The 21,427-nt window shown below is 61.8% G+C and carries 24 protein-coding genes; 7 read left to right on the forward strand and 17 right to left on the reverse strand.

Annotated elements, in window-relative coordinates; all coding sequences use genetic code 11:
• Positions 1 to 73: 73 nt before the first annotated feature.
• Both DOM41_RS01390 and DOM41_RS01395 read right to left on the reverse strand, forming a co-directional pair.
• Complete coding sequence (locus DOM41_RS01390) at positions 74 to 937, reverse strand: SDR family oxidoreductase (RefSeq protein ID WP_110685051.1); 864 nt, start codon at positions 935 to 937, stop codon at positions 74 to 76.
• A 206-nt stretch (positions 938 to 1,143) separates the two neighbouring features.
• A complete protein-coding gene (locus tag DOM41_RS01395) occupies positions 1,144 to 1,827 on the reverse strand; it encodes a CvfB family protein (RefSeq protein ID WP_110685052.1) in 684 nt (227 codons plus the stop codon).
• A 378-nt stretch (positions 1,828 to 2,205) separates the two neighbouring features.
• Here DOM41_RS01395 and DOM41_RS01400 point away from each other — a divergent pair, with 378 nt between their 5' ends.
• The 3 genes from DOM41_RS01400 (at position 2,206) to DOM41_RS01410 (ending at position 5,365) form a co-directional block, all read left to right on the forward strand.
• Positions 2,206 to 2,565: a hypothetical protein gene (locus DOM41_RS01400; RefSeq protein ID WP_110685053.1), complete on the forward strand. Its 360-nt coding sequence runs from the start codon at positions 2,206 to 2,208 to the stop codon at positions 2,563 to 2,565.
• A 1,240-nt stretch (positions 2,566 to 3,805) separates the two neighbouring features.
• Positions 3,806 to 4,621, forward strand: coding sequence for a glutamate racemase (locus DOM41_RS01405; protein WP_110685054.1), 816 nt, complete (start codon positions 3,806 to 3,808; stop codon positions 4,619 to 4,621).
• A gap of 99 nt (positions 4,622 to 4,720) precedes the next feature.
• Positions 4,721 to 5,365, forward strand: coding sequence for a hypothetical protein (locus DOM41_RS01410; RefSeq protein WP_110685055.1), 645 nt, complete (start codon positions 4,721 to 4,723; stop codon positions 5,363 to 5,365).
• Between the two features lie 44 nt (positions 5,366 to 5,409).
• Here DOM41_RS01410 and DOM41_RS01415 read toward each other — a convergent pair whose 3' ends face one another.
• A complete protein-coding gene (locus DOM41_RS01415) occupies positions 5,410 to 6,687 on the reverse strand; it encodes a Y-family DNA polymerase (RefSeq protein WP_110685056.1) in 1,278 nt (425 codons plus the stop codon).
• Positions 6,684 to 7,127 carry a LexA family protein gene (locus tag DOM41_RS01420; RefSeq protein WP_110685057.1) on the reverse strand — a complete coding sequence of 148 codons (444 nt, stop codon included), beginning with the start codon at positions 7,125 to 7,127 and terminating at the stop codon, positions 6,684 to 6,686. The genes DOM41_RS01415 and DOM41_RS01420 overlap by 4 nt, the downstream gene beginning before the upstream one ends.
• Positions 7,128 to 8,300: 1,173 nt before the next feature.
• Between DOM41_RS01420 and DOM41_RS01425 the strand changes: the two genes are divergently transcribed.
• Positions 8,301 to 8,591: a hypothetical protein gene (locus DOM41_RS01425; RefSeq protein WP_110685058.1), complete on the forward strand. Its 291-nt coding sequence runs from the start codon at positions 8,301 to 8,303 to the stop codon at positions 8,589 to 8,591.
• A gap of 228 nt (positions 8,592 to 8,819) precedes the next feature.
• Here the strand turns inward: DOM41_RS01425 and DOM41_RS01430 are convergent, their stop codons facing one another.
• Entirely contained in the window at positions 8,820 to 9,311 is a 492-nt protein-coding gene (locus tag DOM41_RS01430; protein ID WP_425353261.1) for a 2-thiouracil desulfurase family protein, read from the reverse strand.
• Positions 9,312 to 9,806: 495 nt separating this feature from the next.
• Here DOM41_RS01430 and DOM41_RS01440 point away from each other — a divergent pair, with 495 nt between their 5' ends.
• From DOM41_RS01440 to DOM41_RS01450, 3 genes are read left to right on the forward strand one after another with little or no spacing between them, the layout of a single operon-like run.
• Complete coding sequence (locus DOM41_RS01440; protein WP_110685059.1) at positions 9,807 to 10,052, forward strand: DUF1654 domain-containing protein; 246 nt, start codon at positions 9,807 to 9,809, stop codon at positions 10,050 to 10,052.
• Complete coding sequence (locus tag DOM41_RS01445; RefSeq protein ID WP_110685060.1) at positions 10,049 to 10,240, forward strand: hypothetical protein; 192 nt, start codon at positions 10,049 to 10,051, stop codon at positions 10,238 to 10,240. The genes DOM41_RS01440 and DOM41_RS01445 overlap by 4 nt, the downstream gene beginning before the upstream one ends.
• Positions 10,224 to 10,538 carry a hypothetical protein gene (locus DOM41_RS01450; protein WP_110685061.1) on the forward strand — a complete coding sequence of 105 codons (315 nt, stop codon included), beginning with the start codon at positions 10,224 to 10,226 and terminating at the stop codon, positions 10,536 to 10,538. The genes DOM41_RS01445 and DOM41_RS01450 overlap by 17 nt, the downstream gene beginning before the upstream one ends.
• A 127-nt stretch (positions 10,539 to 10,665) precedes the next feature.
• On the opposite strand, the gene DOM41_RS01455 is transcribed toward DOM41_RS01450, so the two are convergent.
• The 12 genes from DOM41_RS01455 to DOM41_RS01510 form a co-directional block, all read right to left on the reverse strand.
• Entirely contained in the window at positions 10,666 to 11,439 is a 774-nt protein-coding gene (locus DOM41_RS01455; protein ID WP_110685062.1) for a DNA adenine methylase, read from the reverse strand.
• Entirely contained in the window at positions 11,390 to 11,584 is a 195-nt protein-coding gene (locus DOM41_RS17920; protein ID WP_223160900.1) for a Com family DNA-binding transcriptional regulator, read from the reverse strand. The genes DOM41_RS01455 and DOM41_RS17920 overlap by 50 nt, the downstream gene beginning before the upstream one ends.
• A 151-nt stretch (positions 11,585 to 11,735) precedes the next feature.
• Entirely contained in the window at positions 11,736 to 12,182 is a 447-nt protein-coding gene (locus DOM41_RS01465; protein ID WP_110685063.1) for a hypothetical protein, read from the reverse strand.
• Entirely contained in the window at positions 12,182 to 12,514 is a 333-nt protein-coding gene (locus DOM41_RS01470) for a hypothetical protein (protein WP_110685064.1), read from the reverse strand. Before DOM41_RS01470 ends, DOM41_RS01465 begins: the two co-directional genes overlap by 1 nt.
• Positions 12,514 to 13,362 (reverse strand): hypothetical protein, encoded by an 849-nt coding sequence (locus DOM41_RS01475; RefSeq protein ID WP_110685065.1) that lies wholly within the window; start codon positions 13,360 to 13,362, stop codon positions 12,514 to 12,516. Before DOM41_RS01475 ends, DOM41_RS01470 begins: the two co-directional genes overlap by 1 nt.
• Before the next feature lie 56 nt (positions 13,363 to 13,418).
• Positions 13,419 to 16,682, reverse strand: a complete 3,264-nt coding sequence (locus DOM41_RS01480) for a phage tail tip protein J-related protein (RefSeq protein ID WP_110685066.1) — start codon at positions 16,680 to 16,682, stop codon at positions 13,419 to 13,421.
• 3 nt (positions 16,683 to 16,685) lie between these two features.
• Complete coding sequence (locus tag DOM41_RS01485; protein WP_110685067.1) at positions 16,686 to 17,111, reverse strand: DUF6950 family protein; 426 nt, start codon at positions 17,109 to 17,111, stop codon at positions 16,686 to 16,688.
• 7 nt (positions 17,112 to 17,118) lie between these two features.
• On the reverse strand, positions 17,119 to 17,406 hold the full coding sequence (locus DOM41_RS01490) for a hypothetical protein (RefSeq protein WP_110685068.1): 288 nt from the start codon (positions 17,404 to 17,406) through the stop codon (positions 17,119 to 17,121).
• Between the two features lie 23 nt (positions 17,407 to 17,429).
• Positions 17,430 to 18,041: a hypothetical protein gene (locus DOM41_RS01495; RefSeq protein ID WP_223160901.1), complete on the reverse strand. Its 612-nt coding sequence runs from the start codon at positions 18,039 to 18,041 to the stop codon at positions 17,430 to 17,432.
• Positions 18,041 to 18,622, reverse strand: coding sequence for a hypothetical protein (locus DOM41_RS01500; RefSeq protein WP_110685069.1), 582 nt, complete (start codon positions 18,620 to 18,622; stop codon positions 18,041 to 18,043). The genes DOM41_RS01495 and DOM41_RS01500 overlap by 1 nt, the downstream gene beginning before the upstream one ends.
• Positions 18,623 to 18,632: 10 nt before the next feature.
• Positions 18,633 to 18,827: a hypothetical protein gene (locus tag DOM41_RS01505; protein ID WP_110685070.1), complete on the reverse strand. Its 195-nt coding sequence runs from the start codon at positions 18,825 to 18,827 to the stop codon at positions 18,633 to 18,635.
• A gap of 2 nt (positions 18,828 to 18,829) precedes the next feature.
• Positions 18,830 to 21,373, reverse strand: a complete 2,544-nt coding sequence (locus DOM41_RS01510; RefSeq protein WP_157956809.1) for a coiled-coil domain-containing protein — start codon at positions 21,371 to 21,373, stop codon at positions 18,830 to 18,832.
• Positions 21,374 to 21,427 lie beyond the last annotated feature (54 nt).

Genomic DNA, 21,427 nt, shown 5'->3' on the forward strand with positions numbered 1-21,427 from the left:
AGAATGTCCATTCCACCTTGGCCCACCGGGCGGTGTCGCGCGGCGGGCCAGGGCGAAAGTTCGATGCTCTCGACTAGCCGTTGACCACGGTCCCGCCGTTGGGATGCAACGTCTGACCGCTGATGAACGACGAGTCGAGCGAGGCCAGAAAGACGTAACAGGGGCCGAGCTCGGAGGGCTGGGCGGCACGGCCCATCGGCGTGCCGGCGCCGAAATCCTCGAGCATCTGCGGATCGTAGGCGCCGAGCGTTGCCGGCTGCAGCGGTGTCCAGACCGGCCCCGGGGCGACGGCGTTGACGCGCACACCGCGACCGACGACCTGATTCGACAGGGCCCGCGTAAAGCTGACGATCGCGCCCTTGGTCGCGCTGTAATCGATCAGGAACTCGGGGCCGATGTAGGCGTTGATCGAGGTGGTGTTGATGATGATGTCGTCTTCACCTAGGTAGGCGAGTGCCGCCTTGGAGAGGTAGAACATGCCGTGCATGTTGGTGGCGAAGGTCTCTTCCCACTGGGCGTCGCTCAGCTCGGTCATGTCCTTGCTGACCGCCTGGGTGCCCGCATTGTTGACCAGAATATTGAGCTTGCCGAACGTCTCGATGACCTGCTCGAGCGCCTGACGGCAGAAGTCGGCGTTGCGAATGTCGCCGGCGATCAGCGTGCAGCGCCGTCCCTCGGCTTCGACTAAACGCTTCGTCTCCTCGGCGTCCTCGTCTTCGCTCAGGTACATCACCGCCACGTCGGCGCCCTCGCGGGCGAAATGGATCGCCGCCGACCGGCCGATGCCGCTGTCGGCCCCGGTGATCAGTGCGACCTTGTCCTTGAGCTTGTCACTGCCACGGTAACCCGGTCGGATGAACTCCGCCGGCGGCTGCATCTTGCCTTCCGTCCCCGGCCACGCTTGCTGCTGCGGATGGATCGTCGTCTTCTCGACCATGAGATGCGCTCCTTCGCTTGTGATAAGGCGGGCTGAATCGAATCAGCGCCGCGCCCGCTATCACTCATAGTCGACACATCGTTTGGCATCAAACGCGATCGCCCGGCACTGCTCCATCAAATCGATGACAGCTCGTCGTCGACCCGGCCTTCCTTCACGCCACGACCTTCATCAGCGGCGAAGGGGTGCGCCGTCGCGTTGACCGCTCAGTCGTCAGCCAGGCGAATCCCCTCCTCGGCGATGACGATTCGACGCTGCTTGTAGAGCCGGCCGATCGCCTGCTTGAAGGCGTTCTTGCTGACGCCAAGCCGCGCCTTGATCTCGGGAGCGGGGCTCTTGTCCCCCAGCGGCAGGAAGCCCTCATTGGCGGTGAGCGCCGCCAGCACCTTCTCACCGACGACATCCAGCCGCGACTCGCCCGGCGGCAACAGGGAGACGTCGAGCCGACCATCCTCGCGCAGGCGTTTAACGTAGCCTTCGGTGCGGTCGCCTCGGCGCAGCGGCCGGCTGATGTCGTCCTGGTAGAGCAGCCCCCAGAAGCGGTGATTGACGATGACCTTGGCGCCGAGATCGGTGAGATCGGCAACGGTCAGATCGACGCGATCCCCGCTCTTCAGCCCCTGAGCCTCGTCTTTCAAAAAGCGATCCAGACGCATGCTGGCGACCGGCCTCATCTGATCGTCGACATAGATCATGACCAGCACGCGCTTTCCCGCATCGGGGCGAAAACGCTGCTCACCGAACGGCAACAGCAGATCCTTGGGCCGCCCCCATTTGAGAAACGCGCCGATGTCGGTCACGCGATCCACGCGGAGATAGGCGACTTCACCCACTCCGGCTAGCGACTCGGTCTCGGTCGTGGATTGAGATTCCCGGGGCGGATTGGACATGGTGGCACTCTCGGTCGGTTGGGCAGGACGGCATTATGCGGACGTATCGATACGGTTCAACAGCCCGACCTCGCCCTACGCTGACGAAGCCGGCAGTCATCATTCGGAAAGCAAGACTCACTAGGTGCCAGAGGGGCCTCACACCGGGTAAAGGTGGCAGCTCGTCGAGTCGCAGTGAGCAGAAATGCGACACTCGGTGTCGCAACGACAAATCTTCCGGTAGCTTCAAGGCATAATAACCATTAGATCTTCGTATCAATCCTATCGATAGTCGAATTCACTGCTTCTGATTAGCAGCCTAACGGAACACCTCTCATAATGTGCGCACAGGTTGAGGCCATGAGGCCACTGCAACAACGACATTATTGGAGGTCACCCATGAAAATTCGCACTCTCGCCGCTATCGCCATTGCCGCCGCCCTGCCGGCCGTCGCTCAGGCCAACAGCGCCGTCAACGAGCGCCTGTTCGCGCTGCACAGTGAATCGCTCAACGTTGAGCAGACCGCCGAGTACCAGGCACTGCCGACGCAGTACTCAGTCGACACCGTTCGCGGCGGACACTCCGTTGCCACTGATGAAGCGCTTGGCAACGTCGCTCATTCGACGCAGCAGCAGACGCACATCCAGAGCGGCAATACCGAACTCGTCGGCCAGGGCCACTCGGTGGCAGCCTCGCAGGCACTCGAGAACGTCGATCAGGCCGGCACGCGTGGCGACGTCAACTTCGCAACCCTGTAACGCGAAGACGCCGACGCCGAATCGCTCGGCAGAACGAAGAACCGGAAGCCTCAGGGCTTCCGGTTTTTTTCGTTCCGACTTCCCGCGCCCAGACCTGCCGGGGTCGTTCGGGTCGAAGGCCGAGCAAAGGCGTCGTGAAGCGCGCTCGAACGTCAGGCGTGATACAGGCAAGTCGGATGACGACGCGTCATGGCAGGAACGAAGCGCAATCGTCACAAGTGGCATTGACAGCGAAGATCGAGAAGATCGCCATTGAGGCGGTTCTGGCTGGGGGAAACGAGCGGCATCAGCGCAGGGAAGCTGATACCAGAGATGGGAGAGGGCCGTGACGTTAACGGCATGACCCTCGATCAGCACTTGCCGACAGGTGCTGACTGTCACGGCCCTCGCAAACCGTATTTCCGTGGCAGGAAAAACTCCGTTTTCCGTTCCTTGCGAGTATCCACTCCTTGGATGGCGCCACCCTAACCGCCAGACCCGATTAGCGATATCGATTTATGCGATTTAAGAAAACTTAATTGTATCCCCATGTAACACCGCTATAAAATCAGCGGCTTGGCGACGGTCGTCCCCCTCGCACGATCGCCATCGGCAAGCGCGAGCTGACCGATCCGACGTCATAACCGGCAACGACGCCGCCTCCCAAAAGTTGTACAAGATCGACGGCTGCCACTGCCTGACTCCTCGCGTCGCCTTCTTCAGTTCACGCGGATCATGCCGGGTAGCCGGCACCGGCTCGACGGCTCGACTCAAAATCTTTCGATTCCTTGTCTTTCAACTATTTAAGATAACAATCGACCGCATTGCGTGCCGCACAGAGGCATGCCCGACAGGGCTCGATCAGCGCCCCCACCCTGGCCGAAAGATCCAACGTAAAAACCGATACCGAATTATAACTTGTACAACTTTTTCCGACGTGTCATTCTCCTTACATCGCTGACACGGACCGACAGCGGTATCGAGACGGAAGTTTCAGTCCTAGGCATGGATTGCCTTTACAGCGCGGCGGCTCAAGACTCGCGAGTCGTCGTATCAGGGGCGGAAGGCGCTCGGCGCCAAGCGATAGACCGGGCTCCCCCGCCGCCTGATGACATTCGATCCTTTCTCGCCGCGCCCTGCGCGGCTTTTTTATGCCCTTGCCTTAGACATTCGCGACCTCCCCTGCGTGCGCCACACTGGCTCGAGCGATTAGTCTGTCGACTCGCGACATTGCCCCGTCGCCCGCCGACCTGGAGCCACCATGCCTGCCCATCGCCTTCACCGCCCCATTGCCGTCTTCGACGCCGGTATTGGCAGCTACGCCATCGTGGCCGAAATTCAGCGTCAGCGCCCTCGGCAGGACATCGTTTATTTCGCGGATCGCGCCAGCTTCCCCTACGGCGCGAAGTCGCCGGAGGCGCTCACGGCGATCATGGCAAGCACTCTTCACTACCTGGAGCGCTTCGACCCCAGCGCCATCGTCATGGCGTCCAACGCGCCTTCCATCACCGTGCTCGAGACTGTCCGCTCCCTGACAACGGTCCCGCTCTACGGCGTTTTTCCCCCGCTTGCGGAAGCGATCGCCTGCTCCTGCAGCCGAGAGGTGGGCATCATGGGCGTGACCTCGCTGATCGACAGCGACGGGCTACAGCGCTTCATCGCCGCCAACCGCCCACCGGAAGCGACCGTGACCGCCATCGACGCTTCCTCCATGGTCGAGCTGGTGGAGAGCGGCGCCTTCTTGTTCGACCCGACGGGTACGCAGGCACACGTCGACGCCTTCATCGACGCGCTCTTTCAGCGCGCGCCAGCAATCGACGTGCTCACGCTCTCCAGCACCCACCTGCCGTGGCTCAAACCGTTCTTCGAGCGTGCCCGCCCTGGCTGTCGTTTTCTCGATCCCGCCGAACGTATCGTCGCCGAACTGGGGGAGAGCGAGGAGGGAAAAGGCCGTGTGAGGACACTCGTGACCGAGGATGCCCGCTACGCCGTCACTGATTTCCGCCGAATGCTCGAACGGCTGGGAGTGGAACTCGAGCTCGAGGTCGTGGACAGCATGACGCAGACGGCGAACTGAACGCGACGGCATCCCGCTGCCGATCCCGGCGCCGTGCGCGTTCGAGTGCTAGCTTTAATGCCATCTCACACCACGACGCAAGAACGCTAACGAGCTCTTATGTGGCAATGGATTTCCAACAACAGCAGCGCCCTCTCGGTGATCTCGAGCTTTTTGACGTTCGTCCTGTGGCTGGTCTACCTGCAGATGCTCTATCAGGGCTTCAAACGCCAACGCCAGCCCAAGATCATCGTCAACCGGGGCGGCGGCAGTGACCTGAATGCCCGCTGCGTGATCAGCAACATGAGTTCGGAATCGATCTTCATCGAGCATCTGGTTGCCGCGCTGCATACCGATAAAGGCGTACTGATCAAGGATCTGACCGATCTCGGCCCCTCCCGCGACGATGACAATCTCGACAACTGGGAAAACCTCAACGAAGTGACTCGCCAGGGCCCTATGCTTTCTGGCAGCTACAGCCACATCGGCTCCTTTGCCGACACCGTCAAAACGGTGCTGCAGGCTTACGACATTCCGGCCGATGGCCCGCAAGCGAATGACGGGCATCAGCTTCAGGCGATAGAGATCCGGGTCATTGCGGTTTACGGCAGTGAGGATCAGCCCGTCGGCGCCTCGAGAACCTTCAATGTGGTGGAGACCAACGAGGGTCAGGCGCTGCAGCCGGCCTCGATCGAGACGAAGCGCTACGCCACGCGCTGGAAGCGACGACAGGTGAACCAGTGGATTCGTGACCTGGAGCACTGACGGCGGGGGCCCGAGGGATTGGGCAGATGCTCTTCGTGCCCGGCCTAGGCACTCACCCTGGGCAGTTCATCCCACCGCGTCGTATACCGGTGGGAACGATGCCCGCAGCGCAGAAACCAAGCCGCCCCCGGGGTGGGCGTGCCGATCCTGACCGTGCCACGCCCCATCTGCTGATTCAGCGCATCCATTGCCCCCATCAGCCGCTCGCTACGCTGTCGCTGGCCCGGATCCGGCGGTGCCTCCAGCAGCGAGAGTTGCTCCGTCGTGCGCTCGCAGAGCTCCATCAGCATTACCCCGCCTTTCATGTAGAGCCGGTTGGGCACGTACAGACGCTCGAGCACCTGGGTGGCGGCGGCGGCAATCTCGCGGCTGTCATCGGTCGCGTGGTTCAGTTCGATGATCATGCTCGGGTTGTGCTGCGCCAGATCCTGCCGGTGCGGATTGGTGCGTAGAAAGACGAGTACGGCGCGGCAGAGTGACCCCTGCTTGCGCAGTTTCTCCGCGCTGCGCTGGGCGTGCTGGCGAATCGCCTCGCGTAACTGGCGCTTGTCGTCGGTGAGCCTGCCGAACGAGCGGCTGGTCATGATCCGCTCGCGGGCGAAATCCATTCCCATGGTCTCGATCGCTGGCGTCTCCTGAAGCTCCAGCACCGTGCGCTCCAGCGTGACGGAAAACCGCCGACGGATCGCCTTGGCACGCTGCTGACGCAGATCCCAGGCCGTCTCCAGCCCCATCTCGTTGAGGGTTTTCGTCAACCGGCGCCCAACGCCCCAGACATCGTCGAGCGCAAAGCGCTGCAGCAGTCCCTGCGTCTGCGCGCTGTTCGGATAGAGCACGCAGACGTTGGCGTAGCCGGCAACCTTCTTGGCAGCGCGGTTGGCGACCTTGGCCAGCGTGCGCGTCGGCGCCACACCGACCGATACCGGAATGCCCGTGTACTGCTTCACCTGGCGGCGCAGCTCGCGCGCGTGCGCTTCCAGCTGGCCCGGCGCGAAGCCGGAGAAATCCACCCAGCACTCGTCGATGCTGTAGGGCTCGATACCGGCGCTGAAAGCCTCGAGCACCGCCTGCACCCGGGCACTGATGTCACCGTAGAGTTCGTAGTTACTCGAGAAGAGCGTGATATCGCCACGCCGGACCCAGTCACGCAGATGATGGGCCGGCGTTCCCATTGTCACGCCCAGCGCCTTGAGCTCGTGGGATAGCGCAATGACACAGCCGTCGTTGTTACTCATCACCCCTACCGGGCAGCCCTCGAGTTCAGGGCGGAACAGCCGCTCGCAGCTCACGTAGAAGGTATTGCAGTCGACGATGCCGATCATATCGGGAACTCGATGTGGCCCGAGCGCACCACGCCCCAGATCTGGGTCTCGACATCGTTCATGGGAATGGGCGGGTAGCGGTCGTCACCGGAGCAGAGCAGGTGCCAGCGCCCGCGCTGAAGCCACTTCTTCACCGTCAGCTCACCCTCGACCAGCGCCACGACAATATGCCCGGGGCGCGGCGTGATGGCCCGGTCAACGAGCAGGTAGTCTCCCTCGTGGATGCGGTAGGCCTCCATCGAGTCACCGGTCACGCCGAATACGAAGGTCGCCGCCGGATGTTTGATGTAGCGCTCGTTCAGGTCCAGCGAGCGGCCGGCGTAATCCTCCGCCGGACTGGCAAAGCCGGCGATACCGGCGCGCACCGGAACATCGGCACAGGGGATGGCGCGTCGCGGGGGTTCAGACGAGGCAGCGCCGATGAACGTGATCGATGACATGGGGCATTGGCCCTCCCAATACTGTATTTGAATACAGTATTTAGCGAGAGCGCGCGTTCGGCAACCGTCAATCGGCATCGATGCTGATGCTCAGGGCTGCCGAGCCCGGCGACACGGGCGCGGTGGGCAACATGAAAAATTCACATGACGGCGTGTCAGGCCGAGTCATGCGATTCTTCAGACCTGAAACGAGAAAACCCGGCCACTGGGGCCGGGTTGATAGCGCTGCGTTTCCTTGCATACTTGCCATGGCTTCCTGCCATGCGTCCTTGTGGAGCTGTCGCGTCCCGCGATTCCATCCTTGGCTTAGCATCTTCCTGACGCTGTAGGCACACGATACGCTGTCTCCAAATCGCCATTGTTTATCCAGATCAAGTATTGGCGATAGATATGTGTCGAGATGTAATGTTATCGGTCGTTCGTGTCAACGTCGTGCCAAATCGCCCCCGCCTGCACCCCGAGAGTGCAAAGTATTAGCGTCAGCACGCCGAGCGGAACGCCGCTATCTCGTCGCGAAGGGCCAATGCTCCCTCGCGGTAATGGCGCATCGACAGGCAGCACGCGTCGCATTGACCGGTGTCTCACCGCCGCCGCCACGGGATTGCCCCTAATCGCCAATGAGGACACACCTCCCTCGGAAAAGCGGCTGTCGCGAGGGCGACTATTCGGAAAAACCCCGTCATCCAGCGCTTCTCGATGTTTGTCACAAAGCACTGGAAAAAGTATGAGCTTATGCCGTTTAGCGATCGTCATTGCCAGCGCCGTGTCGACAATATCTGTCTATCACTTGAAAGTGCCATCGCCGGCTAAGGTGGCTTATAACCCCTTATCGGGTCACCGCCTGACGCTCATCCATCGCTAATTATCGTTGGCGACTTTCGCGAAAAAACCCTGAAATCTAATTTTAATTTGCAACCATCCGCGGATGTCAGACGTAACACTTGTGAAGTCTGCTTCGGATTTCCCTCGTCGATAGTGAATCGCCTTGACGGCAGCAGCGCGGAGACAGACGGTAATAGTCTCCGACGCCCTCAAGAACGAGAGCGGTACCGTGACGAGACGGTGGGAAGTGCATAAAGCGGCTTCTCGCGACATGACAGCGGGGCTTGCGTCATTGTCCGGGTGGCTGCAGATGACACGATCCAGAACGAAAGGACTGTAGAGAGATACGCTATGCCCATGACATTAGTCGAAGCCTTCGAGCCCTGGTTCAAGGCGGATTCCTGGCTTTCACATAGCCCAGAAGACGACAAACGCTTTCATCAGTGCTGCTATGACTTCCTGCAGATTCGGGGACGCCAGGTGAGCACGGAAGATTTTGCCGACCGGCTGCGCGACGCGATTCGTCGGCAAAAAGGGGGCGAATGGCTGGAGAAGCACGAAGACGCACTAACGTTCTATACCCTGCGCTTCGATGCCATCGTGGCCTATCTTGGCGACACCGACCAACTCCCCGGCGGGTAGGTCGACGTTTTCGGCCCCGTACGAATAAAACCGCGCCTCGAGCGCGGTTTTTGTATTGGGCTCTCGCACCAATGCCGGTCGGCTCGCTCCACGGTATCCACGAAAACCTCGGCACGGTAATCCCCGGCCTGCCAGCGAGCGGAAGCCCGTGTTCCACTACCCTCGTCAAGGCGGCGACACGCTCAACGTCTCGATGAGGGCTCAGCGTCGTCTATTCGAGCAAGCCCGCTACGCACCCGCCGCGAGAATGGCGTCGTTTGCCTCGACAATCTGATGCTGACTGAAGACGCGCACGCCGTGCCGGCTCAGTAGCGCGGCCGTAACGCCCCTACCGGGAATCGTTTCACCGGAAAAGCTGCCATCGTAGATCGATATCGTTCCGCAGGACGGGCTCGATTCCGCCAGCACGGCGAGGTCGATGTCGAATCGCTGGCAAAGATCCAGCGCGATCCGAGCGCCTTCGATAAAAGCGGCGGTGACATCGTCGCCCTCCTTCTCGATGACAGCGGCTTCTCCCTCGAGGACGGCATCTCCGGTGCCGCTCACGATCTCTGCCGGCTTTCTCGGGATACTCATGCCTGCTTGAACCTCGGGGCAAACCGAGACGATGCGACCCTCCGATCGCCACCTCGCGACAATCCGGTCGTCCAGGGTGAGATCGCCCCCATCATATCGAACGCGCTTTCCGAGCAGGCAGGCGCTCATCAAGACCTTTTTCACATCGTTCTCCGCCGCTGACCGCTGACTGGAACTCTCGACCCCGCATCGACGGCGTGGTTTTCCACACCCGCTACCCGCGCCAAGCTATCCACAGCCGGTTGGCAGTGCCGTGACGTCGGAAAGGTCGCCGAGGGCGGCACGTATCCATAAAAAAGCCGCCACCTGAATGATCAGATGGCGGCTCTCGCAATGTTCTTGGCGCGCCCAGAAGGATTCGAACCTTCGACCCCTGCCTTCGGAGGGCGGGTATCTTAGAGCCGCGCCTAGCAATATCAATCACTTAGGTCATTTGGCCCCGTGACTATGCGACGGAATACGACTAGATACACCCGCGAGACGACGAGATAGCGCACGAAATAGTCACGCCGGGCGTTACCGATCGATAGGCCCACAAATGCATACCCACCCCGTATAGACGAATTCATCTATTTGCCTACCGACCCGCCCTTGTAAATACTGTACGCGCATACAGTATCAGCATAGGGAGAACCACTCATGGCGAAGCAAAAACGCCCGTCCGGCTACGACCGTCTCGCGACTCGCATCCAGCAGCAGGTCGCGAAAGCGCGGGAGCGCGATCAATACACGATCACTCTCTACCGATTCGATGAAGACGACCCGGCGGCGTGGGATCAGATACTCGACGAGTTCAGCGAGCTCGATTACGTCAGCGTCGAACGCGAGGGAGATGCCGAGGCGCGCATCGAGTGGAACCCGGAAGAAGCCGAGGCGGTGTCGTGATCACGATCACCACCTGCCGCGAGCGCGTCGACTTCGAGTGTGGGGCGTGCGGTGCAGTCGAGAGTGACGCGAATCTAGAGGCGATCACCGGGCTCGCGGTGATGCCTGACGGCACGGGGCATTGCCTGTGGTGCGGGGAGTTCGCCGAGGTGCAGCGTGAGAGCGGCGACGATGTCGGGGCGGGATAGCAACGCCCTGGCGCTGCCGGACTACGTTCGCGAATGGCGGGACAGACTGCTCACGCGGGGCTGGCGACTGCGGGATCAGTACGGGCCGCCGTGCGATCGCATGATCGAATATCACGCCCTCTACCGGGGCGAGCTGTACAGCGGGCGCGTGACGATCTCGAGAACGCCCGAGACCGTCCGCTGGGGTGATCTGACGAATGAGCGGGTACTGCTCTGCAACGAACCCGGCGCGGTGCAGGTCTGGCGATTCGCCGAGCCCGGCGCCCCGGCAGCCGGCCCGATCAAAAGGCAGCTCTAAAACGCAAAAACCCGGCCCCAGTGGGGCCGGGCAGTGCTTCCGCCGCTGATACCATGAAGAGGCGCTCTATTATTCCTCGGCAGGTTCCGGCGGCAGCCGGGCCGATCAAACGACCGGCCCGAGGCGTCTAGGCGTCTACCGCCCAGTTGCAGATGATCACCTCCTTGGCCGCCTTGCCGTTGCCGGAGCCGACGGTATAGCGAATGTCGGCGCTCTCGATATGAAACCCGGCGAAGATCCGGCGCACCTCGGGGTGGTCGTTGAGACTGACAATCGCCCGCCCCTGCATCTGCCCGATCGTCTCCGCCATCTGCTTGTACTGCTCGAGCCCGAACTCGACGCCGTAGCCCGCCGTCTCGAGATAGGGCGGGTCCATGTAGAACAGCGTATGAGGCCGGTCATAGCGCTTCACGCAATCCTGCCAGCTCAGATGCTCGATGAACGTCTGCGATAGCCGCAGATGCGCCGCTGACAGCGTCTCCTCGAGACGCAGCAGATTGAGCCCAGGCGGCGCCGTGGTGGCGGTGCCAAAAGCCTGCCCTGTAGGTCTCGCGCCGAATGCCAGGCGTTGCAGGTAGTAGAACCGCGCCGCGCGCTGGATATCGGTCAGCGTCTCCGGCCGGGTCATTTTCTGCCACTCGAAAATCTGCCGGCTACTCAACGCCCATTTGAACTGCCGGACGAACTCCTCGAGATGGTTCTGCACGACGCGGTAGAGATTGACCAGGTCGCCGTTGACGTCGTTGATGACCTCAACGGGTGCGGGGTCATCGCGCAGGAAGAACACCGCCGCGCCGCCGGCGAACGGCTCGCAGTAGCATTTATGGGGCGGCATGAGACGGGTGATGCGTTTAGCGAGGCGGCGCTTGCCGCCCATCCAGGGGATGATGGGTTGAGCCACGAGATACTCTCCGGGGGTTGGGGCTCGTGGCCCTCTCGGTGTGAATGCGCCCGCAGCACGGGCATTTGATTTCGAGCAGCTGGAACCCGCCAGCACGGGCCAGCAAGCGGCTACAGCCGCTGCATCGAATGTCGGTGATTGCCATGTCAAGCCTGTTGTCGCGTGGACCATTGGCCTAGACTCGCCCTGCCTCGCGCGAGGCGGGGAGCCCTGGCCGGCTTGCAGGCGTGCTCTGCTTGTCGGGTCCGGCGTGAGTGTTGCACCACCCACGCCGGTCGCTCCTCTCTCTGCCCGGCTCAGCCGGCGGCGGTTTTCTGCAAACTCTCCCACGTCACCGCGCGGGCGGCGTCGATTGTCTCGGCGTTTTCAATCATGCGTTCGCCGCGGTGGCGAATGCCGGTCATTTCCTGCCACTCGAGGAACCGATCCGCGCGGCGTAGTACAGCGTCGACGAGATCCGCCAGCGTCTCGCTACCATCCGGGCCGTTGCGGCCGCGCAGGATGCTCTCGAGCGTCGGCGTTGCCGGTGGCTCGCCCTCGCCGGCATCTCGCCACTGCTGATACGCCTGCGCCTCATTGAGCTGGCGATCCCAGCTCAGGCGCTCGGTTTGCGGGTAGTCCCGCACCAGCGGCGCGGCGTCTGCCTCGTAGTCGTCATTAAGCGCGGCGAGCGCTCTAGATTTTTCGCGCTCGAGTTTCTCAGCGGCAGTCGGCGTGTGGGTTTGTCTCACAATGCGACCCATTAGACGATCTCCTCGTATTGTTCCTGCCGGCGCTGCCACTCAGCCCGCCGTTCGGCGTAATCCTGATCGCTCTCGTCGTCCTCTCGGATTAGACGCTCGGGGTATGGATTGAGTAGCCAGATCGTCAGCTCGCCGGATTCAGTTCGCTCGGCGCCGCGGAAAACATCACGCGGCAGGCTAGTTTCAATCTCACCCGCACGACACCGGCCTGCTGTGAGCGAAGAGAAATCGACGCTGTCGGAAGCGCCGCCAATCGACGCTGTAATAGTCTCGTTTTTGAACGAGTAGTCGACAGTAAACTCAGCGAGTTGAGGTGTATAAACGATCTTCATCAATAGACTCCGATAGCAACGGCACGGCAATCCGGGTAAGTGTCGTCTGTTTCAAAAGTCTCCCCGTACCCAGACCATGCGGCGATACGAGTGCCTGATCCTGCTTGAGAGGTGTCACCTCTCAGTGTCGCTCTGTACATGCGAGCAGAAGACGCAATAGCCCCCCAGTCGGCAGCAGGGAGGACCACAAAACATTTTTCAAACTCTGCTGGTAGTGTCCAGTCTGTCCCTAGCCTGTTGCTGTTATCGAAGGTCAAAGTGAGGAGAAAACTAATGCAAACCTGGATGCGGTTGGGGAACCTCAAAATCCAGCCATTAGCGTTTTTATAAACTTTTGGCGGCGAAAATAGCTTCCACTCCGACCAGTCCCCGTTTACAAAACTCCTGTTCCACGCACGCGGGTCGTCATCGTCGTTTTCCAGGTAAAGTAGGTTGGCCACACCGGAGTTATAGCCACTAATATACAATGTGCCGGATACCCCACCCGGTCTACCTGCTATATTTGACGTGGCCCGGTAGCCGCCCGCAGAAATATCAGTAGGGTCATCATCCATGCTGTTTTTCGGCCAAGTTGGCTGAGCGCCCTTGTTACCGAGGCCGAACTTTACGATCTCCGAAAGAGTCGCGTTGCTGAACCCAATGCCGTCTCTTACTGCCGCCGGACTGCCCAACTGCCCCGCATTGATCGCGGCCTCGATTGTCGAATAGAGCGACAAATCGCCGAGCGTACGGTCGTCTGCGACCTGCGCGGCTGACAAGATTTTAGAGACCATTTGGCTGACGGTCTGATAGGCCTCGTTGATCGTCTCTTGCAACTGCTGCTGGTCGACTGTGCCGTCGTTCGCCATGTTTCCTCCGGGCATAAAAAAGCCGCCCGAAGGCGGCTATGGATATTTGGTTCGACCTACACGCGGGTTGAGTCGAGATCAAAGTAGATTTCCTCTACCCAAGCGCTGCCCCTACTTAAATTCCCTTGCAAATTAAAAGACGTCGACGCTTCTAGGCGAACTGTTCTTGAGCCATTCCAACCACTAAACTTGATCGGCAAATTCAAGTGGCCGCTCCCCTCAACCCTCGGGTTGCTGCGGTCCTCCTTTCTTAGATCAAGCAGCCTGTCGTGTGCCCTGTCCCACTGGTAGGCAGGGCTACCGTTCACAGAAATCCTCAACAACATGCTGGCTCGAGCATAATCTTTTCCATCGCCGTCTGATTTTGCAAGCAAATACCAGACGAAGGCAGCAGTCGCCTTTACATCGTTACCCTGGGGGTTAAAGTCCAATTCAGCAATCGTCCTCCAATCGTGGTCCCCATCGCTACTCGGGAGGGTTACCCGGCCGCTGTTAATTGTCGAATCACTGATTGTGACTGCGCCCCCCTTAATCTGTAGCGTGTCGATTGTACCGTTTCTAATTTTTGCGCCATCAATTTCAGCGTCGTCGATCATCGCTGATTTAATTTTTACATTCTTGATGTTCGCCCAGTCGACCTCGAGGCTATCAGCGTCGATAAACTGGGTCTTTATGTACCCACCTTCCACCAGCGTCTCGCCGGTATCTGTCACCAGCTTATTGACATTCAGCTTACCGATCAGCGCTTCTGGCATGACGACGCGGCCGTCTTCTACGACAAACGCCGTCACCATCTCGCCCGACACTTCGTTATAGACGTAGAACTGATCGGCGATGGCGCCTATCGCTGCCGTCTGACCGTCAGACTGCATACCAAGGATGGCTTTACGACCGCCGACGTCGACGGTTCGGATCGCTGTCGACGTGAACGACTCAGTTTCCGGGTCCCATAGCGTGTAGAGATTATCCTCGACCGAGGCTTGCGCGGTCTGCAGCTGAGTCAGCAGCTGCGACATTGACCCCTGCGAATTTTCCGCAGTAGTCAGTCGCTGAGTCAGACTCGATTGCCCGGTTTCCAGCGTCGTTACTTGCTGCGCGAGATCCGCGCGAACGATCTGCTCGACGCGTAACGTCGACGCCGATGCCTCCCCGCCAGCCTTGAGCAAGAGCAGTTTGAGCGCGGTCTCTTGGTCTGCGTGCTGTAGCTCCCCGATCGAATCCGTGTTCGCGTCGAGCTCGTCACGAAACGGCGCCACGGCCTGCTCAGCGGCCTCGCCGATTTGCCCGCCGACCTCGTCGATTACGCCCGGTGAAACGCCGTTCACGATCGTGTCGTAGAGAGTCCCTTCGCCCTCGATGTTTTGCTGAATGGCGCCGAAAATTTCATTGAAATCACTGGTCGTTGCCACCTCCTTGAATAGCAGGTCGCTATGGCCGTAGGCGTTGACGCTCTCGACCCAGTAGTAATAGGTCGTGCCAAAGCTGCGGCCGGTGTGCACCAGCGTCGCGCCGGTGCTGAGCAGCTGGGCGCTACCGCGCACGGCGTTGAGCTCGAGCGGCGACGGCGAGTAGTAGAAGCGGAACGATACCGGCGTGCCGCGCCAGTCGAGACGCGGGATCAGCGTGATATCGGTATTGGTGGCCTGCACCAGCACGCTATCGGGCATCGGTGGCGCGTTGACGCTGAACGTGACCGTCGCGGCGCCTGACTGGCCGAACGAGCCGCGGGTGCGCACCTCGGCGACGTACTGTCCCGCTGGCAGGCCACCGATGGTGCAGGTGGTCGAGTTCGGCGGCACTTCGATAGCCTGCACTGATTCACCATTGGCGCGCAGGACGACGCTGTAGCTCTGCGCGCCACTGACGGCTGACCAGTCGAGTCGGCCCTGCACGGTCTCGCCGATCGCCTCCAGCGTGTAGGTCAGCCCCGCCGGCGCGGCAATGCCGCCGGTGGGCAGCGAGATAAACCCTAGCGGGTTATAGGGCTCGCCGACGGCGTCGTCGTAGATCTCCGGGTCCTCAGCGGCGAGCGTGACTTTGCAGCCGCTGTCGCCGTGAAAATCCCAGTCCTCGACGCGAAACTCGCCGTCGATGTTGAGCGACGGCAGTCGCACGCGGACGACGCGACCGGGCCGACAGGCGTAGCCGCGGAAGTTGAGCGGCAGGGTCAGCATCCCGCCCGCCCGCTTCCGGCGCAGCGCGATGTTGGCGAGGCGCTGCGACTGGTAGGGGGAGAAAACGAACGGCAGGTCGAGCGTGTCTTCGATCTCGCCGCCGTCCTGCTCGACCCACTCATCGACGCGCACGGCCGGATAGTCGGTCTCCGTCCAGCGCTGGTCGGGGTCGATGAATTTGCCGCGCATGACGTTGACGGCGTCGGCCTGGGACGTCTCGGTCTGGCCGCTGACGGTGCCGACCACCATCGACTCGTCGATGGTCAACTCGTAGGGGCCGTAGTAGGCGCCGACAACGAGGCCGAATCGCCCGCCGATCCGGACGACTTTGCCGGCGCACGCGGCCTCCATGTCGGCCAGCACGCGGTCCTTGCGGGCGTCGGCCTTGAACCCGCCGCCGATGGTGTAGCGGCGCTCGGTGTCGCCGCTGGGCGTCTCGATGACCTCGTCACTGACGTTGGCGCTGGAAACGAACATCTCCCAGATGATCTCATCATCCGGCACGCGCAGCCGGGTACGCAGATACCAGAGGATGACGAGCGCGGCGTTCTCGCTGTAGCCAGTGGACTCATCGCGAGGGTCATAGATCTCGCGATTGCCGCGCAGCACGAACAGCGGCGTCGGGATGCCGGAGGCGAAATAGTCGCGGTCGTAGCGCAGCGAGACGCGGGCATAACTCAGCCCGTGCCCGACCTGGTTGTCGCGCCAGTCGGGCGAGTTCTCGAGGAGGTACGGGTCGGCGCTGCTCGGGTTGCGAATCAGCGCCCACGTTGCGCGATCGCCGGCATCGGCGATTGGCTCCTGGTTGAGATAGAGCTCGTCGATCGACTCGATCTCCCCCTCGCTCAGCACGTAGACGAGATAGAGCCATTCCCGCTTGGTCTGGTCGCCCTCCTCCTCTTGCGCCCAAGCGAGCAGGCCGCCGACGGCGCAGCGGCCGAACTGGTAGTGCGCGGGCTCCTTACTGGAGCGGATGACCTGTTTGAGCTCGGTCTGTGAGCTGACGCCCTGATCCACCTCCGGCGTGAGCGAGCCAGCCGCGAACATCGCGCCGCCGGCCATTACACCCAGGTAGGGATTCCCGGTAGCGAACCCGACGGCAACGCCGACGGCGACCGACGCAACCGCTTTGACTGCCTTACCCATCGGTTACTCCTCGTTCTGCTCGTCGCGGGCTTCGACACGCCAGGCAATCAGCGGCGCGGCGTTGGCTCGCGTCGCGCCCTCTTCGGTCACACACCAGATGCCGCCGGACCAGACGACCCCGATGCAGCGCCCCAGTGGGGCATCGAACAGCACGACGTCGCCACGCATCGCCTGAGTGACAGGCACGCGCTCGAAACAGGCATCCCATGCCGCCTCGAGGCTGCCGTGGGTATTGGCGAGCACACGCTTGGCACCGACCGCCGTGCGATAGCGGCCGCGGTACGCCTCCGCCGGGTCGACGCCGCAGACCGCCCGGCAGCAGTCGGCGGCGAACAGGCAGCAGTCGTTTTCGCCCCAAAAAAAAGCCGCCTCGCGGGCGGCTTGTAGGGTCTGCTGTAGCTGGCGTGGCCAGTTGGGGTGTCGGTTCATGCGAGCTCTAGACTCCGTTTTCTTTCTCGTAGTCGATTCCGTCACGTGCAAACCCCGTGACGCACTCCAGTGGGATCGGGACTCCATTGATATCGCCGGGGATGGACGGTTTCCCATTCACCACTGGCGAAGACATCACCATCGTTCCTCGAATAATAAGATGGTCATCATCAAGCTGCTGTAACTCACCAAGGTAAGAGGCATCTTTCACTGTTACGAAAACCTCATCACCAACCGAACACTTCCTCAGCTCCTCAAGGAATTCGGTTTCAGGTAAGTGCTTCGTGTCTTCCATAGTCGGCTCCTGAGTTAAAGGACCTACTTAGGATACGTGAAGCTCGGGGCGTCTTTCTTGGCGCCCCAGTAGATCGGCCAGTCGGCGAGCTGCGCCACGGCGAAGAAGAACCGATCACCGGAATGGCGCGAGCGGTGGTTCTCGTCGGTCCAGCGCTCGGTGCCTTTCCGCTGCCAGTCGGCCATTCGGTCGGTGATCTCGACGCTGATGGCGTTGTCGGTACCGCCCTCCCCGCCATCGCTACCGGCAAACGAGAATTGCGCGGCGTCCATTTTGCCGCTGAACAGAATGTCTGCCGCATAGCTGCCGTCATCGTCGATCGCGACGAGCAGCAGCCGCCCGAATCGCCCCCGACAGCGCTCTACCTGGGTGCCGGCGATCAGCTGCTCGTCGAGCCCGGAGAGTGTCAGAGAGACGCTGGAGGGTGACCCACTATCTAGCCGCTCTTTCGTCGTCGAGATGTCGCCGAACGTGCCGACGCCGTAGAACGTCTGGCCGTCGATGATCAGCGGCCCGGTACCGGTGTGTGCCCGCACCATGCCGGACTGGAAATCGAGTTCGCAGGCGTAACACAGGCGCACCGTGGGTCGGCTGAGCAGCTCGACCATCGAGTCGGAAAACGGGAACGCAGACATCAGAACGCCTCCCGGCAGTCGATCGACCCGCCGGCGATCAGCGACTCGACCGACATGTCGTGCTCGTCGCTCGTCAGCCGCATGACCGCGTAGGGCCGCGTGTAGTTGATCTCGGCGCCGTCGGCGGGCGGCGTGCGCAGCCACGGCGCGACCTGAATCGTGGCGTTGCCCTGGGTGTTGCTTTTCACGTCGGCGACCACCTCGAGCAGCTGGTCGTTGATCGTGATGTAGTCGCCGGCGTGTAGCACTGTCGTGCTCGCCCGCCATCCTCGGCTCGGCACCGTGCCGGCGGCATTGCCATTACCGTTGACCCGGGCGGTGCCGGCAGCCGTTGCCCGCGCCCGGCGCCACGGGTAGAGCTTGAACGTACCGGCCATGCCCTGGAGCTGGCCGACGAACGACGTCAGGCGGCGCTCCTCGTCCTCGAACAGGTTGCGAAACTGGAGCGAGCAGCGCCAGTAGGCGCCCGGGTACGTGCGGATCTGCTGCGAGTTGTTGAACGGCGAGGTGAACGCACGGTTGTTGAACACGCGCCCCCAGTCCATCCGGTAGGGCTCGAGCCCTTCGGGCCACTCGATCATGGGTGTCTCCTCATCGCCGGCGCTTCATCTCGCGAAGCGCTTCGTCGACGACCTTCTCCGACATCTGCATTCGCACTACCGTGTCGAGCGCACCGCCCAGCATGTGGGCCACCTCCTCGATCGTTGCCGGCTTCTGGAGATCAAGGCCCGCGTCTTCGAGCTGCTGGAGCAGGGCGTCGGTGAAGGGGCTTCTCTGTTCGCTCATCGTCATACCCTCAGTAGTCTGCGAAGTCGGCCATTGGTGGCGAAGTCTTTACCCACCCTGGCGATTGTCTCCTCGATCCCCTGCTGCACTTGGCGGCGAACAGCGGCGGGGTCGGTGGCGCCGCGAGCGTCCACGGTCACGTTCAGCCCGCCGGCGGGTCCGCCCGCCGCCGACTCACCCGGCTCGACCATCCGCGACTGCACGTCGTCCAGCGTGCGATCCAGCTTGGCACTGGTGTCGGAAGTCGTGACGCGCTCGCCCTGCTGCAACAGCCAGGTTCCCGTTTCGGGTACCGAGTCGATACCGTCGTGGGCCATGCCCGCCAGGGCAAAGCTACTAACCGCTGCGGCCATCGGCTGTGTAGCTGCTACGGCTGTGGCGGCGGCTGCGGGTGCTGCTGCGGGGCCGATGACGGGAATGGCTGCAGTCGAGGTGAAGGCGTTCAACCCGGCCATGGCGCTCTGCGCCTGAGCCGTGGCAACCATTGAAGCCGCCGCTGTTGATTGGGTCGTTTTACCCACGACAAGCTGAACGGCCTGATACGCCAACCACTGCGCCGCCATCTGACCAAGCGCATTGACGACGGACCGAGCCATGCCGTCGGCAACGCCCTGAGCGGCATCGCCGAGGTTCTCGTAGTCGAAGATGACCCCCTCGATGGCATCACCGAAACGGCTCGTGAAGCTCTCGGCTACCTGGCGATTGAGATTGTCGAAATCGGTGAAGGCGTTCTCGGCGCTCTCCAGCCAACCGCTCCATGCATCGTTATCCCCGCCCAGGTCCACGTCGCTGGCATCGGCGATGCGCTCGAGCATGTCGGCGCGCTCGCGTTCCGAGACGTTGACCGCGTCGAGGATTTCGAGGCGCTCCCGCAGCGTGTCGTTGAGCTGCTCTTCCGGCGTGCGCATCTCCGCGACTAGACGCTGGTAGGTGTCGAGCTTCTCTTGCTGCTCTTCATACGCCGCGACCGTCTCGAGCGCGGCGCGGGCCTGCGCCAGCTGAGCGCTCGTCGCCCCTTCGGTGGCGAGCTTGTGGAGGGTCTGCTGGTCGGCAGAGAAGCCGACCGTTTCCGCCTGTAGCTTGAGCGCGGCGATCTGGTCGCGAATCGTCTCAGCCTGCTTTTCGGCATCCGATGTGGCGCTGGACGCGGAGGTGCCCATCGATTGAAAAGACCGTTCGACCGGATCGATGCCGGTTTGCGCCAGCACATTGAGCTGATCACGCAGCTTTTGCGCCGCTTCCTCATTGGCCGCCAGCCCCTCCTCGGCTTCTCTCAGCGACTCGTAATATTGGCGCCGCTCCGCTGCGTCTACCCCCAGGACCGTGGAGTTACGGAACGGGCCCGGGTCTGTCGACGTTTCCGCCAGCTCATCCAGTGATCGACGGGCTTCCTGTGCCTGCTGTTCGAGCTCCAGCATTTGACCGGTCAGGTTGACCAGCTGCCCTTTGATGGCGGCTTCGTTGTTGAGGTCGATCGCGTTGGTCAGTTCGTCGACTCGGTTGGCCGTCCTCTCGGCGGCGCTGGCCGTTAGCCCCAGCTCCTCGCGGTAGGTGAAAAGCGCCCCAACAGCTGTCCCCAGCACGACGACCAGCGCCCCGATTGGGTTGGAAACGGTCGCGGCGTAGAACGCACCCTGAGCGATGGTCGCTGCCATCACCGCGGCTCGGTAAGTCCCATAGGCGCCCGCAGCGACGGTCGCCGTCGTCGCGAGATCCGCCAGTAGCTGAATCTGATCGTCGTATTCACCCCGCTGAAAAGCCTCGGCAACGGCTAGCCCCTTGTCGGCAAGCTCGGACATCGCGGGCGCCAGCTCGGCGGCGGCTACTTGCGCACCGGCTGACATGACGTTTTTCAGCTGGTCGACATCATTGGCAAAGTCGACCAGTGCGTCCGTCTGGGTGTCTGACAGAACGATTCCCAGATCCTCGGCTTCCTGGCCAATCTCCGCGAACGCCCGCCCCCCATCGCGAAGCAGCGGAATCAGCGCCGTCGTATCACTGGCCATCGCCTCCAGATAGAACGTCATGTCCTGCTGGTTGAGGTTCGCTTTCTGCAGGCTGTCGAAGTAGAGCTGCAGCGCCTGCGGCCCCGAGAGCTTGCGAAACTGGTCAGCAGTGACGCCCACCTTGGGCGCGATGTTATCGAAGAAGTCCGCCATCGGGCCGCCGCCGGTGGCGATGAAGTCACCGACGCGGTCGTTCACGTCCTTGAGGATGTCTGCCAACTTGTCCTGCTCGATGCCAACGCTCGTGCTGGCATATCCCCACTTCTGCAACTCCTGCGTCGAGGTGTTGGCCAGCTGAGCCTGATTGGCCAGCTCGCGAGCGCTGGTCGCAGCATGAGATGTAAACGCCAGCATGCCGGCGCCGGCAGCAGCGGTTGCTGTTCCCATCCTCACGAAGGCGGCAGCTGACTCCTTGGCGTTGCGCTGAATTTGCTGCATCCGCTGGCGACTGTGCCGCTCCGCCTTATCGAGTGGATCAGTGAAGCCGCCAATCCGGGCCACCAGATCGAGCGTCAGTTGACCGAGTGAGCGAGTAGACATCTTTCCTCCGGGCATAAAAAAACCCGCCGGAGCGGGTTTGAATTTAAATGTGGC

This window comes from Salinicola aestuarinus (assembly GCF_003206645.1).
Lineage (GTDB): Bacteria > Pseudomonadota > Gammaproteobacteria > Pseudomonadales > Halomonadaceae > Salinicola > Salinicola aestuarinus.

Coding starts and splice junctions, on each gene's coding strand:
- DOM41_RS01490 (WP_110685068.1), bottom strand. CDS start 17,406: ATGGAAGACACGAAGCACTTACCTGAAACCGAATTCCTTGAGGAGCTG.
- DOM41_RS01400 (WP_110685053.1), top strand. CDS start 2,206: ATGAAAATTCGCACTCTCGCCGCTATCGCCATTGCCGCCGCCCTGCCG.
- DOM41_RS01395 (WP_110685052.1), bottom strand. CDS start 1,827: ATGTCCAATCCGCCCCGGGAATCTCAATCCACGACCGAGACCGAGTCG.
- DOM41_RS01420 (WP_110685057.1), bottom strand. CDS start 7,127: ATGTCATCGATCACGTTCATCGGCGCTGCCTCGTCTGAACCCCCGCGA.
- DOM41_RS01475 (WP_110685065.1), bottom strand. CDS start 13,362: ATGGCGAACGACGGCACAGTCGACCAGCAGCAGTTGCAAGAGACGATC.
- DOM41_RS01405 (WP_110685054.1), top strand. CDS start 3,806: ATGCCTGCCCATCGCCTTCACCGCCCCATTGCCGTCTTCGACGCCGGT.
- DOM41_RS01510 (WP_157956809.1), bottom strand. CDS start 21,373: ATGTCTACTCGCTCACTCGGTCAACTGACGCTCGATCTGGTGGCCCGG.
- DOM41_RS01450 (WP_110685061.1), top strand. CDS start 10,224: ATGTCGGGGCGGGATAGCAACGCCCTGGCGCTGCCGGACTACGTTCGC.
- DOM41_RS01485 (WP_110685067.1), bottom strand. CDS start 17,111: ATGAACCGACACCCCAACTGGCCACGCCAGCTACAGCAGACCCTACAA.
- DOM41_RS01495 (WP_223160901.1), bottom strand. CDS start 18,041: ATGTCTGCGTTCCCGTTTTCCGACTCGATGGTCGAGCTGCTCAGCCGA.
- DOM41_RS01425 (WP_110685058.1), top strand. CDS start 8,301: ATGCCCATGACATTAGTCGAAGCCTTCGAGCCCTGGTTCAAGGCGGAT.
- DOM41_RS17920 (WP_223160900.1), bottom strand. CDS start 11,584: ATGGCAATCACCGACATTCGATGCAGCGGCTGTAGCCGCTTGCTGGCC.
- DOM41_RS01390 (WP_110685051.1), bottom strand. CDS start 937: ATGGTCGAGAAGACGACGATCCATCCGCAGCAGCAAGCGTGGCCGGGG.
- DOM41_RS01505 (WP_110685070.1), bottom strand. CDS start 18,827: ATGAGCGAACAGAGAAGCCCCTTCACCGACGCCCTGCTCCAGCAGCTC.
- DOM41_RS01465 (WP_110685063.1), bottom strand. CDS start 12,182: ATGGGTCGCATTGTGAGACAAACCCACACGCCGACTGCCGCTGAGAAA.
- DOM41_RS01470 (WP_110685064.1), bottom strand. CDS start 12,514: ATGAAGATCGTTTATACACCTCAACTCGCTGAGTTTACTGTCGACTAC.
- DOM41_RS01480 (WP_110685066.1), bottom strand. CDS start 16,682: ATGGGTAAGGCAGTCAAAGCGGTTGCGTCGGTCGCCGTCGGCGTTGCC.
- DOM41_RS01415 (WP_110685056.1), bottom strand. CDS start 6,687: ATGATCGGCATCGTCGACTGCAATACCTTCTACGTGAGCTGCGAGCGG.
- DOM41_RS01500 (WP_110685069.1), bottom strand. CDS start 18,622: ATGATCGAGTGGCCCGAAGGGCTCGAGCCCTACCGGATGGACTGGGGG.
- DOM41_RS01410 (WP_110685055.1), top strand. CDS start 4,721: ATGTGGCAATGGATTTCCAACAACAGCAGCGCCCTCTCGGTGATCTCG.
- DOM41_RS01440 (WP_110685059.1), top strand. CDS start 9,807: ATGGCGAAGCAAAAACGCCCGTCCGGCTACGACCGTCTCGCGACTCGC.